At 62.6% G+C, this 13,146-nt stretch carries 13 protein-coding genes; all 13 read right to left on the minus strand.

Translation table 11 applies throughout. The annotated features are described in order from the left end of the window. Nucleotides 1-5: 5 nt before the first annotated feature. A complete protein-coding gene (locus CWI66_RS06480; RefSeq protein WP_100731241.1) occupies nt 6-1,337 on the minus strand; it encodes an MATE family efflux transporter in 1,332 nt (443 codons plus the stop codon). 109 nt (nt 1,338-1,446) lie between these two features. Continuing rightward, nucleotides 1,447-2,031: a YceI family protein gene (locus CWI66_RS06485; RefSeq protein WP_016914033.1), complete on the minus strand. Its 585-nt coding sequence runs from the start codon at nt 2,029-2,031 to the stop codon at nt 1,447-1,449. 69 nt (nt 2,032-2,100) lie between these two features. Next, complete coding sequence (locus tag CWI66_RS06490; protein WP_081138990.1) at nt 2,101-2,676, minus strand: cytochrome b; 576 nt, start codon at nt 2,674-2,676, stop codon at nt 2,101-2,103. A gap of 222 nt (nt 2,677-2,898) precedes the next feature. Beyond that, nucleotides 2,899-4,098, minus strand: coding sequence for an O-succinylhomoserine sulfhydrylase (locus tag CWI66_RS06495; RefSeq protein WP_100731242.1), 1,200 nt, complete (start codon nt 4,096-4,098; stop codon nt 2,899-2,901). Between the two features lie 89 nt (nt 4,099-4,187). Further along, a complete protein-coding gene (gene purF / locus CWI66_RS06500) occupies nt 4,188-5,708 on the minus strand; it encodes an amidophosphoribosyltransferase (RefSeq protein WP_026001713.1) in 1,521 nt (506 codons plus the stop codon). A gap of 104 nt (nt 5,709-5,812) precedes the next feature. Beyond that, nucleotides 5,813-6,361 (minus strand): CvpA family protein, encoded by a 549-nt coding sequence (locus CWI66_RS06505; protein WP_081193001.1) that lies wholly within the window; start codon nt 6,359-6,361, stop codon nt 5,813-5,815. Between the two features lie 2 nt (nt 6,362-6,363). Then, nucleotides 6,364-7,053 (minus strand): SPOR domain-containing protein, encoded by a 690-nt coding sequence (locus CWI66_RS06510; protein WP_081138986.1) that lies wholly within the window; start codon nt 7,051-7,053, stop codon nt 6,364-6,366. A gap of 17 nt (nt 7,054-7,070) precedes the next feature. Then, nucleotides 7,071-8,366, minus strand: coding sequence for a bifunctional tetrahydrofolate synthase/dihydrofolate synthase (gene folC, locus CWI66_RS06515; RefSeq protein ID WP_081192999.1), 1,296 nt, complete (start codon nt 8,364-8,366; stop codon nt 7,071-7,073). Continuing rightward, the gene (accD, locus tag CWI66_RS06520; RefSeq protein WP_016914044.1) at nt 8,359-9,360 is read right to left on the minus strand and encodes an acetyl-CoA carboxylase, carboxyltransferase subunit beta; all 1,002 of its coding nucleotides are present in this window, start codon (nt 9,358-9,360) and stop codon (nt 8,359-8,361) included. Before accD ends, folC begins: the two co-directional genes overlap by 8 nt. A 95-nt stretch (nt 9,361-9,455) precedes the next feature. Further along, nucleotides 9,456-10,259: a tryptophan synthase subunit alpha gene (gene trpA / locus CWI66_RS06525; RefSeq protein ID WP_016914045.1), complete on the minus strand. Its 804-nt coding sequence runs from the start codon at nt 10,257-10,259 to the stop codon at nt 9,456-9,458. An 8-nt stretch (nt 10,260-10,267) separates the two neighbouring features. Further along, on the minus strand, nt 10,268-11,506 hold the full coding sequence (trpB, locus tag CWI66_RS06530; protein ID WP_026001714.1) for a tryptophan synthase subunit beta: 1,239 nt from the start codon (nt 11,504-11,506) through the stop codon (nt 10,268-10,270). A gap of 72 nt (nt 11,507-11,578) precedes the next feature. Further along, a complete protein-coding gene (locus CWI66_RS06535) occupies nt 11,579-12,211 on the minus strand; it encodes a phosphoribosylanthranilate isomerase (protein ID WP_081138982.1) in 633 nt (210 codons plus the stop codon). Then, on the minus strand, nt 12,208-13,146 hold the full coding sequence (gene truA / locus CWI66_RS06540; RefSeq protein ID WP_081192995.1) for a tRNA pseudouridine(38-40) synthase TruA: 939 nt from the start codon (nt 13,144-13,146) through the stop codon (nt 12,208-12,210). Before truA ends, CWI66_RS06535 begins: the two co-directional genes overlap by 4 nt.

The following is a 13,146-nucleotide window of genomic DNA, read 5'->3' on the forward strand; positions in this document are numbered from 1 at the left end:
TAGGGTCATGACGCTCCCGCCCGCCGATGCGGGCGGGAGAGAATCCGCCGCAGCACCCCCCAGGCCATCAGGCCTGCCAACACATTCCCCACCGCAGCACCGGCAGCCAAGCCCGTCCAGCCAAACAGCTGAGCCCCCACCCAAAGGCACGGCAGGTAGCAAACGAACAGCCGCGCACTGGAGAGCAGCATGGCCCGCAGCGGCCAGCCCAGCGCATTGCCCGCCGAGACCACCAGCATGCACACGCCCAGCGCCGCATAGCTGGGCAGTAGAAAACGTATCAGCAGCGCCAGCTCGCTCTGCACTTCCGGATTACCGGCCAGCGCCATGGCCACCCAGGGTGAAGCCAGCGCCAACAACACGCCTAACGCCAACTGCCAGGCCACGGCCACGGTCAGCGCCAGGCGCAACAAACGGTGGATCTGCTCCCAGTCTCCAGCCCCATAGCAGCGCCCCAACCAGGGAGGCAGCGACATGGTCATGGCAAGAATCACCATCAGCGAGAGGGTTTCCAACCGGCTGGCCAACCCCCAGGCCGCGACCTGGGTATCGCCAAGACCGGCCACCGCCGCAATCGCCAGCATGGCGGCCAGCGGCGGCATCAGCTGGCTGACCATGGCTGGCGCGGCAATGCCGGTGAAAGGACGCCAGGAGCGTTTGGCCTCTGGCCACAGCGCGTCCATCGTCGCCCACCCACGGCGATACAGCTTACGGCTGGTAAACCATAAGCCCACGGCAAAGGCGATGGCCGTGGCCCAGGCAGCCCCCGGCAACCCCCACCCCTCCCAGGGGCCTAGGCCAAAAATGAACAGCGGGTCCAGCACCAGGTTCACCAGGCTGCTGACCACCATCATCTTGCCGGGCAACCGAGTATCGCCGTGGGCCCGAAACACGCTGTAGATGAAATAGAGCAAGGCGCCCAGCCAGGCAGCGAACAGCTGCGGCGCCCAGTAGGCTCGAATGTGCCCCAGCGCACGCTGGTCAGCCCCCAGCAGGCTGAACAAGGGCTCCTGCAACGCCCAAAGCACCACGGCCAGCACACCGATGACCGCACCACTGGCTACCAGCACCAGGCTACTCCAGCGCTTGGCTCTGGCCTGCTCACCGGCCCCCAAGGCACGGGAGATGAGCGCCGCAATGGCAATGCCCATCCCCACCTGAATACCAATGATCAAAAACGACAGCGGAAAAGTGAACGACTGCGCGGCCAGCGGGGCCGTGCCCAGTCGCGCGATGAAAGCGCTGTCGACCAGCTGAAACCCCAGCAGCGCCAGAACGCCAATGGCCATGGGCCAGGTTTGGCGCCATAGGGTGATGGCCAACTCACGTTGTTGCATAGCGGCTGCCAACGGCGGCCTCCTTGGTGTATTGCTCGGTTGACGGGTGCCCTAAAACGCAAAAAACGCCACCACCCGTGAGGGTGGCAGCGCTTTCATCGGGCATCGCTTACTGGCGGATGCCTTCGAAGGTAACGTACAGCTCCAGCTCGTGCATGGCTTCCGGGAAGTCGCTCATGTCGATGCCGAAGTCACTCAGCGTCAGCATGGTGCTGCCTTCGAAACCGGCGCGGTAGTTACCCCAGGGGTCTTCGCCTTCGCCCATCAGGGTTACCGGCATTTCGATTTCCTGAGTTTCGCCATGCAGCGTCAGCTCGCCGGTCACCACGCCTTCGTTGTCACCCGTGGCTTCGAAACCAGTGGACGTAAAGGTCGCCGTGGGGAATTCGCTGGCGTTGAGGAAGTCAGCGCTCAGAATATGACGATCACGCTCGGCATGGTTGGTGGTCAGGCTGTTGACCTGCACTTCCATGGAGACGGAAGACGCGTCCAGGTCGTCGGCATCGTAATGGAACTGGCCATCGAAGGTCTCGAAGCTGCCCAGAATGTAAGAGAAGCCCAGATGGTTGATCTTGAACTGCACGAACGCGTGCTGGCCTTCGATATCGATCTGATAGTCAGCCGCCTGCGCCTGGCTCAGGGGAACCAGAGCCGCTGCGGCCAGTGCCGTGGCAATCGCTGTCTTCTTCAACATTGCTATCTCCTCGCTTTCCTTGGTCAAGAGTGCGGATCCATCATGAGTCCGCGGTGAGTAGAACAGGGTTCAAATCTTTGGCTGGCCATGACGATTTGGCTGCCCATGGCGCGGGTTGATCATGCGGCGCAGCGTATCGTGCCCCAAGCGCCAGTGGTGAACCAGTGCCACCAGTGCATGCCCACCTGCCAATACCATGAGCACCAGCGCGCTGTACCAGTGGATGTCTCCCGCCACGCTGGCCTGATTGGGCAAGCCATGCACGATGGCGGGCGCATCGAACCAACCAAATACACTGATGGAACGGCCATTGGCGGTCGAAATCAGGTAGCCGCTGAACAGTACCATCAGCATCAAAACGTAAAGGGCTATGTGGCCAAGGTGAGCTGCCAGACGCTCGAACCGACCACCCTCTGCAGCCGGGCTGGGCTGTATCATGCGCCAGGCCAATCGACCGAAGGTGGCGATGAGCAGCAACACGCCCACCGAGCGGTGTATCCAGGGCGCCTGATTGTACCAGGGGTCGTAATAACCCAACCCGGTCATCCACCAGCCAAGCGCGAACAAGCCAATAATGGTCAGAGCGCTCAGCCAATGAAACGCGATACTGACCAGCCCCCAGCCGCTGCGTGTATTACGCCACATCCTTGATTCCCCATTGACGGCTGCATACTGCCCCGCAGCATGCTTCGTTTGTTATAAAAATCATAACCTTTCGAATGGCAAAACACTGCTGAAAAAAGCAGAACGCATCGTTCGGAAAAACCGTTTCATCATGGCCACACCATGTCACTTTATGAAACGTTGGCGTGTATCGCCAATAAAAAAACCGGCCTAATGGCCGGTCAGTCGTCACAATATCGTACTTCAACGAGCAGCCAGCGCATCCAGGCCACGGGCCAGGTCACGCTGGATATCCGCCTGACTTTCAAGCCCGACGGCTACCCGAATCAGCCCCGGCGCAATCCCTGCGGCGGCCTTTTGTTCCTCGGAAAGGCGCCCGTGGGTCGTGGTGGCCGGGTGAGTGATGGTGGTTTTGACATCGCCCAGATTGCCGGTAATCGACAGCATGCGCGTGGCGTCGATCACCTGCCAGGCGCCCTCTTGCCCACCCAGCACCTCGAACCCCAGCACGGCCCCAAAGCCCTGCTGCTGGCGCTTGGCCAACGCGTGCTGAGGATGTGCTTCCAGACCGCTGTAATACACCCGATTGACGGCGGGGTGCTGGTCGAGCCAGCGGGCCAGGCTCAAGGCGTTCTCGCAGTGGGCTTTCATGCGTAGCGATAGGGTCTCGAGCCCCTTGGTGAAGATCCATGCGTTGAACGGACTCAGGCAGGGGCCGCAGGTCCGCACGACGCCATACACCTCTTCCAGCAGGTCATGACGCCCTACCACCGCGCCACCCACGGCGCGCCCTTGGCCATCCAGATACTTGGTGGCCGAGTGAATTACCAGATCGGCCCCCAGCGCCAGCGGCTGTTGCAGGGCAGGCGTGAGGAAACAGTTATCGATGGCCAGCAAGGCCCCGCTGCGCTTCGCCAACGCAGCCAGAGCCGGAATATCGGCCACTTCGGAAAGCGGATTGGACGGCGTTTCGGCGAACATCAGCCGAGTGGCGGGCGTTACCGCGGCTTCCCAGGCTGCCAGATTGGAAAGCTCCACATAGCGCGTGGTAATACCAAACTTGCCCAGATACTTGTCGAACAGGCTGACCGTAGAGCCAAACAGCGAACGCGAGGCGACGATCTCATCCCCTGCCGACAGTAGTGCCAGGGCCGTCGAAAGAATGGCGGCCATGCCAGAGCTGGTGGCGACACAGCGCTCACCGCCTTCCAGGGCCGCCAGTCGGCGCTCGAAGGTGTGTACCGTCGGATTGGTGAAACGCGAGTAGACGTTACCCGGCTCTTGACCACCGAACTTGCGGGCAGCTTCGGCAGCACTCTCGTAAACAAAGCTCGAGGTGGGAAAAATCGGCTCGGCATGCTCCTGCTCAAACGTGCGGTGATGCCCCGCGCGAATGGCGAGCGTTTCGAGCGACCACTCCTCCTGGTGATGATCATCGTGCATGGCAGCGCCCTCTTTTCCAAAACGTCCAGCTTCCATAACGCTCAATCCACTGGCAACTCCCCCGAGGAAAGTTGCCAGCGTATTCGCGCTCAGTCGTCCAGGTCATCGTCCTGATTGTGCATGTCAACCAGCGCATGGTCACCCGCGCTATTGTCCTTGGCCGCATCGTTACGGCTAGCCTCCAGTACCGCCAGGTAAGCCTCGTCGATATCGCCGGTAACATAGTTGCCATCGAACACCGAGCAGTCGAAGGATTCCATCTCGGGGTTGACCTCGCGGCAGGCGCTCTTCAGGTCTTCCAGATCCTGATAGAAGATGCGGTCGGCGCCAATCAGCTGGCCGACTTCCTCTTCCGTGCGGCCATGAGCAATCAACTCGGTGGCCGCGGGCATGTCGATGCCGTAGACGTTGGGGTAGCGAACCGGGGGCGCCGCCGAGGCGAAATAGACCTTCCGGGCACCGGCATCCCGGGCCATCTGGATGATCTGCTTGCAGGTGGTGCCGCGCACGATGGAGTCATCCACCAGCAGTACGTTCTTGCCCTTGAACTCGACATCGATGGCATTCAGCTTCTGGCGCACCGATTTCTTGCGCTGGGTCTGCCCTGGCATGATGAAGGTACGGCCAATGTAGCGGTTCTTCATGAAGCCTTCGCGGTAGGTGACGCCAAGGTGCTGGGCCATCTCCAGTGCCGAGGTACGCGAAGTGTCCGGAATCGGAATCACCACATCGATATCGTGGTCGGGCCACTCGCTCATGATACGGTCGCCCAGCTTACGGCCCATCTGCATGCGCGTGCCGTAGACATAAGCACCATCCAGAATGGAGTCGGGGCGCGCCAGATAGACGTGCTCGAAGATACACGGATACAGCTCGGGGCGGTCAGCACATACCTGGGTATGAATCTGGCCCTGCATGTCGACGAAGATGGCCTCACCCGGCGCCAGGTCACGCTCCAGTTCGAAACCACCCACGTCCAGCGCCACCGACTCGGAAGCGATCATCACTTCCTGGCCGTTGGGGTCCTGGCGCGTGCCGAACACCACCGGGCGAATGCCGTGGGGATCACGGAAAGCGACCATACCGAACCCGTTGATGATCGCCACGGCCGCGTAGCCACCCTTGCAGCGACGATGCACGCGACGCACCGCATCGAAGATGTCCTCGGCTTCCAGGTGAAGGCCTTGTTTGCCCAGCTCGTGGGCGAAGACGTTGAGCAGCACTTCGGAGTCTGAGCTGGTATTGATATGGCGCAGGTCCGTGGAGAACAGCTCCTGCTTCAACTGCTCGGAGTTGGTCAGGTTGCCGTTGTGGGCCAGCGCAATGCCGTAGGGAGAGTTGACGTAGAACGGCTGAGACTCGGCCTCACTGGAGGAGCCCGCCGTGGGGTAGCGCACGTGACCAATGCCCAGGTTGCCTTTCAGGCGCGCCATGTGGCGAGTATGGAAAACGTCACGGACCAGGCCGTTACTCTTGCGCAGTAGGAAGCGTCCCTCGCTCCAGGTCATCATGCCGGCAGCGTCCTGGCCCCGATGCTGAAGTACGGTCAGGGCATCGTAGATTCCCTGATTTACCGCCTGCTTGGCCAGAAGGCCCACTATACCGCACATTCCAGTTACCTCGCTTTAAAACCACGGCTTGCTGGTGCAAACCCGTATGATCATCAAACTTACTCGTGCCGCTGCCAGACAGCGGCACGACATCCACCGCTCGGCTATTGCTGAACGGGTACGCGCAATTCGGGGAGCGAGACATCGCGCAGCGACGCCGGTGGCGTCGGCAGCTCACGCTCCCACTGGTCCAGTTGGCTCACGGCCCAGTCCCGCAACTCAATGAAGGTGGGGCGCAGCGAGGCTTCCTGCCATGCCTGAAGGTCTGCCAACGGTGTCAAGGTGATCAGCACGGTCACCACCAGCAGGATGACCACGCCACGGGCAAGCCCGAACGCAGCGCCCGCAAAACGGTTCAACAGCCCCATGCCCACCCACTCCACGGCGGCGTGAACGATACGTATCACGATGCCGCACAGCAGAATCACCGCAAAGATGACCAGCGCAAAGGCCAACACCAGGCGAGCATCGAAACTCTCGATGAAGCCGGCCATCAGCTCGGCCACCGGCTCGGCCAGCACCCGCGCCACCATCAGCGCGACGAGCCAGGCAGCCAGCCCCAGTGATTCACGCACGAAGCCCCGCACGAAGCCTGCCAGCATCGATAGCGCCAGCACGGCCAGAAAAACGGCATCAATCCATGTCAGCGCCATGATCAGTCTCTTACCCGCACCAGCAGGCCTTGAACATTGGCGCGCTCTTTCACCAGCGCCAACGCCGCCTCGCCATCTTCCGAAGAGCCGTACGGGCCCACCAGCACGGTGGTGAGGTTGTTGTCACGCGGGCGCTGGAAAACGCGGAAACCTTGATTGGTGAGTTGGTCGCTGATTCGCTGGGCATTGGCGGCATCGCCAAAACTGCCTACCTGAACGGCCCATTCGCCCTGCTGCTGCGCCTGGGGAGCAGAACCATTGCTGCTGCCGCTGCTACTGCTACCGCTGCCTCGGTTCTGGTTGGCGGCCACCAGCTCGGCAATCGGGTCATTGGCGGGAGCGGGCGTCGGTTCGCTGCGCGGCGCTTCGGCGGGTGCCGCTGGCGGAGGCGTTTCAGCGGGCGCACTGGCAACGGCCTCGGTCTGCGGTTCCAGCGGCACAACCTCGATGGGCTCGTCCACTACCTCGGCATTCTCCAGCGGCTCGAGGGGAGACGGCGCGTTGATGGAAGCAGGCATCTCGGGCACAGGAACGTCCTGACGCACCACATTCACCGGCTGTTCGATCACGAAGGTGGGCTGCGGACGCTCCTCCCGGGGAGCCGGGTCACTCATCAACCACGGCACGATGATCGCCAGCACGGCCAGCAGAATCACGAGACCGCTAATGCGTTCCGTTTTACCGTATTTCATATCCCTCTCCCTCCAGCTTAACGTGCCTGCGGCGATGCTTGAGGCAGTGGCATCGCCAGTAGCGCTGCCACGGTAAAGAATGACCCCGTTGCCAATACCCGATCCTCTGGCGTCAGCCGTTGAGCCAGCCACTCTGCCCCGGCCTCGGGGGAATCGGCGCAATGATACACGCGCCCGCCCAGCGACGTAATACGCTCGGCAAGCTCGCTGGCCGAGCGGCCACGTTCGCCTTCCAGGCTGACGCAGACCCAGTCACGGATACGCGGCAACAGTGCCTCGATCACACCGTCGGCATCCTTGTCATTGAGCATGCCCAGCAGCCCCCACTGGCGACCACCGGCAGGCGGCGCGGGAAGCCTGCGCGCCAGATAGCTGGCCGCATGCGGATTATGCCCCACGTCCAGGCACCACTGCCCGCTCCACTGCAGGCGCCCCGGCAGCGTCACGCCAGCCAGCGCTTCACTGACCGGCCGCACCTTCAACGGCACACCTGCCAGCGCCAGCGCCTGCAGCGCCGTGGCCGCATTGTCGATGGGCAAGCCCGGGTCTGGCAGCGCGTCAAGGGAAAGAGTATCCCCTTCACGGTTGAGCCCATGCCAGCACCAGGGCGTGCCTGGCGGCTCGTCACCCGCGCTATGGCTGAAACCCACGCCCAGCACGTAGCTGGGCGCAGCCACCGCAATGGCCGTGTCCAGCACGCTCGTGGGCAGCGTCAAGCTTCCCAGCACGGCGGGTTTCAGGGGGCGAAAGATACCTGCTTTTTCGCGCCCGATCTGAGCCAGATCGGTCCCCAGGAAATTGGCATGATCCTGCGCGATGGTAGTCACGATGGCCACATCGGCATCGATGATGTTGACGGCATCCAGCCGCCCGCCCAGCCCTACCTCCAATACCGCCAGATCCAGCTCGGCATTGGCCAGGCACCAGAGCGCACACAGCGTGCCCGCCTCGAAGTAGGTCAGACTGATGGCGGGCGCTTCCAGGCGAGCATCCTCCACCTGAATGAAGCCTTCGACCAGGGTTTGGTCACTGGCTTCGCGCCCTTCCAGCGTGACCCGCTCGTTATAGCGCAGCAGATGAGGAGACGTGTAGGTACCGGTGCGCAGGCCATGCGCCCGCGCCACCGCATCGATCATGGCAAGGGTCGAGCCCTTGCCATTGGTGCCTGCCACGGTAATCACCTGGCGAGCCAGGGGGCGGTCCAGCAGTCCCATACGCCGGGCCACCTGCGACACCCGCTCCAGGCCCATGTCGATGCCTACCGGGTGCAGCGTCTCAAGATGATTCAGCCATTCGGCTAACGTGCTAGGCATTGCGCGACGCGTCATCGCTCGCAGGCTGGGCAGGCTCTGCCTGAGCACTGCTCTCTGCAGCATCCGCCAATGCGGCTTCTTCCACCACAGGTTCGGTGATTTCACCTTCGACCACCGGTTCAGCGCTGGTTTCCACGGCGGGCTGATGGGTCAGCTTGCGCAGCACACCACCGACACGCGCACGCATGTCATGACGATGTACGATCATGTCGACCGTGCCGTGTTCGAGCAGAAACTCGCTGCGCTGGAAACCTTCCGGCAGGGTTTCGCGCACGGTCTGCTCGATGACCCGAGGGCCTGCAAAACCGATCAGGGCGTTGGGTTCGGCAATGTTCAGGTCACCCAGCATGGCCAGCGACGCGGAAACGCCACCAAACACCGGGTCGGTCAGCACGGAAATATAGGGGACACCCGCCTGTTTGAGCTTCTCCAGGGCTGCCGAGGTCTTGGCCATCTGCATCAGCGAGAACAGCGCTTCCTGCATCCGCGCGCCACCCGAGGCAGCAAAGCAGATCAGCGGAATACCCTCGTCCAGCGCAATGGTGGCCGCGCGGACGAACTTCTCACCGACTACGGCCCCCATGGAGCCGCCCATGAAGGTGAACTCGAAGGCCACGGCCACGACCGGCAGGCCATCCAGCTCGCCACGCATGGCAACCAGCGCGTCTTTTTCACCGGTCTCTTTCTGGGCAGCCGTCAGGCGGTCCTTGTACTTCTTGGAGTCGCGGAATTTGAGGCGGTCATTGGGCTCGATCTCGGCCCCCACCTCTTCGCGCCCCTGCTTGTCCAGGAACCAGTCAAGGCGCTTGCGGGCGGTCAGACGCAAGTGGTGGTCACACTTGGGGCAGACGCTGTGGTGCTTTTCCAGCTCCGGCAGGTACAGCACCGCCTCGCATTTGGGACATTTACGCCAGAGGCCATCGGGCACGCTGGCACGACGGTCCTTCCGCTGGATACGCCCCATGGAGGGCACGATCTTGTCTAACCAGCTCATATCAAAAAGGCTTCCGTATACGTCAACGCTTGGTCAAGCCAAGCTTGATGAGTGTCGTCAATTCAAGATTCAGTGTAGACGATGAGAGGACGCACTCAGGCGTCCATGGCGGTCCGCATCTCAGCCAACACGCTCTTCAACTGTCCGGTGATGGTTTCAGGGGCATCCACGCTGTCCGCAATGCGGTTGACCAGCGCGCTGCCGACGATCACGCCATCGGCGACTTTCGCCACCTCGGCGGCCGTCACCCCATCGCGAATACCGAACCCAACGCACAGCGGCAAATCGGTCATGTCACGCAGCGGCGCCAGGTGTTCAGCGACATCGGCTGCGTTCAATGTGGCCGCCCCGGTCACGCCTTTGAGCGACACATAGTAAAGATACCCCTCACCGTGGGCGCATATTGTAGCGGCACGGGCATGGGAAGTGGTAGGCGCAACCAGGAAAATCGCTGCCAGGCCGCGCGCTTTGAGCAGCGGGCCGAACTCGTCCGCCTCTTCCGGCGGCATGTCCACCACCAGCACGCCGTCCACACCGACGCTGGCGGCTTTATCGGCAAAGGCCGTGTAACCGATGCGTTCGATAGGATTCAGGTAGCCCATCAGCACGATGGGGGTCTGGGTATCGGTCTGGCGAAACTCGGCCACCATGTCCAGCAGGTCCACCAGCCGGGTGCCCTGTTTCAGAGCCCGCTCGCAGGCCTTCTGGATGACCGGGCCATCCGCCATCGGGTCGGAGAACGGCACGCCAAGCTCGATCACATCGGCCCCGGCATCCACCAGGGCGTGCATGAAGCCTACCGTGTACTGGGGCGCAGGGTCCCCGGCGGTGATGTAAGGGATCAGAGCCTTGCGGCCCTGCTGCTTCAATTCGGAAAAACGCTGGTCGATTCGATTCATGCTAGCCCTTAAAACTCGATGCCGTCGATGTTAGCCACGGTCATGATGTCCTTGTCACCACGCCCTGAAAGGTTCACCACGATATGCTGATCAGGCCGCATGGTGGGCGCCAGCACTTTGGCATGGGCCAAGGCATGGGCAGACTCCAGCGCAGGCATGATGCCTTCCATGCGGGTCAGCTCGCGGAACGCTTCCAGCACCTGCTGGTCGTTGGCGGCCACGTACTGCACGCGACCGGCGTCTTTCCACAGCGCGTGCTCGGGGCCAACGCCAGGATAATCGAGGCCTGCGGAGATGGAGTGAGTGTCCATCACCTGGCCCGCTTCGTCGGACATCAGGTAGGTGCGGTTGCCGTGCAGCACGCCACGCGGTGCATTGGAAGACAGCGGCGCGGCGTGACGGCCGGTTTCCACCCCGTCGCCCCCTGCCTCGACACCGTACATGGCCACGGCGTCATCTTCGACGAACGGGTAGAACAGGCCAATGGCATTGGAGCCACCGCCCACGCATGCTACCAGCGCATCCGGCAGGCGGCCGATCTGCTCCAGCGACTGACGGCGCGCCTCGCGCCCCACCACCGCATTGAAATCGCGCACCAGCAGCGGGTACGGATGCGGCCCGGCCACGGTACCGATGATGTAGAAGGTGTTGTCCACGTTGGTGACCCAGTCACGCAACGCCTCGTTCATGGCGTCCTTGAGCGTGCGGGTGCCGGACTCCACCGGAATGACCCGAGCGCCCAGCAGCCGCATGCGGTACACGTTCAGCTTCTGGCGCTGGACATCGGCGGCGCCCATGTAGACATCGCACTCCAGCCCCAGCCGCGCGGCAACCGTGGCCGTGGCCACACCGTGCTGACCCGCGCCGGTTTCAGCGATGACCCGAGGCTTGCCGGCCTTCTTGGCCAGCAGCGCCTGACCGATGGTGTTGTTCACCTTGTGGGCGCCGGTGTGGTTGAGGTCTTCGCGCTTCAACCAGATTTGCGCGCCACCCAGCGAGTTGGACCAGCGCTCGGCGTGATACAGCGGCGAGGGGCGACCCACATAGTGCGCCAGGTCGCGGTCGAACTCCGCCTGAAAGGCCGGGTCGTCGCGCAGGCTGAAGTAGGCCTGCTCCAGCTCTTCAAGAGCGTAACTCAGGGTTTCCGACACGAATCGGCCGCCATAGGGGCCAAAGTGACCACGGGCATCCGGCATTCGGGTCAGGTCGCTGAACTTGGTTTCAGTTGCTGAGACTGTCACAGGCATACCTCACAGGATTGCCAGAAAGGCAAAGATGAATGAATACATAAAGGTGGAAGAAGGGTTTTACGCCCCTCGTCAGCGCTGATCGGCCCGCCCGACCTGAGCCACGAAGTCGGCCATTCGCCGAGCATCCTTTTGGCCTGGGGCGGCTTCGATTCCCCCTGATACATCAACCGCATAGGGAGCCACCTGCGCCACCGCGGCGGCAATGTTCTCGACCGTCAGCCCACCCGCCAGAATAACAGGTTTTTGCAGGGCTGCGGGGATTCTAGACCAGTCGAAGGTTTCTCCGGTTCCGCCAGGCACGCCCGGCCGATAGGCGTCCAGCAGCAGTGCCTGGGCGGCCGCATACTGCTGCGCTGCCTGATGCAGGTCGAGGTCGTCACGCATGCGCAGCGCCTTGATCCAGGGGCGATCGAACTGGGCGCAGAAGTCGGCGGACTCGTCACCGTGGAACTGGATCAAATCCAGGTGCGGCAAACACGCCTCCACCAGCGCCACGTCAGGGTTGACGAACAGCCCCACCCGCGTCACAAAAGCCGGTACCGGTGCTGCCAGCGCTGCCAACGTGGCAGGGTCGATCCCCCGCGCGCTCTTGGGCCACATGACGAACCCCAGCGCATCGACCCCCAGCACCACGGCCTCGGCCACGTCCTCGTGGCGAGTAAAGCCACAAAACTTGATACGCGTGCGACCAGGTGCGGTCATGAGGCGCTCTCCTGCTGTTCAGGGCTAGCTTGCTGGGTAAAGGTGAGCTGGCGTCGGGCGGCCACTCTGGGCGTCTCCGGCAGCGCCCGCTCGCCAGTCCACTCGCCGGTAAAGGCCAGTAGATTGGGCCCCAGCGGCTCCCTGGGAATCTCGAAACGTTCGTCGTAGAGGGAGTCGACGAAATGCAGGCCGCAGGCAGGCGCCGTGACATCGCCCTTCTGGCGATTCTTCATCGCCAGCAGGCGGGCGATATGCCCTTCGTCCTGCGCCCCCCGGCCAACGCTGGCCAGCGCTCCGGCAATGTTACGGATCATGTGATGCAGGAAGGCATTGCCCTGGATATCGATCACCACCAGCGGGCCGTAACGCTTCACTTCGACGAAGTGCATCTGGCGCCAGGGAGATTTCGACTGACAGCCCGCCGCGCGGAAGCTGCTGAAATCGTGCTCGCCCACCAGCACCTGGGCCGCACGATGCATGGCATCGGCATCCAGCGGGTCGCGACACCAGGTGACGTTGTGGCGCTCCATGACCGGGCGGCTGATCTGATTCAGAAAGAGGTAGCGGTAACGGCGTGCCAACGCGCCAAGGCGCGAATGAAAATCGTCGGATACCGGCTTCACCCAACGCACCGCCACGTCTCGGGGCAGATTGGTATTGGCGCCGAAAATCCACGCTTTTTCAGTGCGCTGTACCGGCGGGTCGAAGTGAATCACTTGGCGCGTGGCGTGCACACCGGAATCGGTACGGCCGCTGGCGTAGATATGCACGGGCGCCCCCGCCACCTTGCCCAGCGCATCTTCGATGGCCTGTTGCACGGAGGCGGCATGCTTCAGGCGCTGAAAGCCACAAAAACGTGTGCCGTCATATTCGACGCCCATGGCCAGTCGGCCAGCCAGCGGTTGTGTTTCATCAAAGTGGTAGAACAGCGTCAT

The organism is Halomonas sp. 141 (genome assembly GCF_002810305.1).
Lineage (GTDB): Bacteria > Pseudomonadota > Gammaproteobacteria > Pseudomonadales > Halomonadaceae > Vreelandella > Vreelandella stevensii.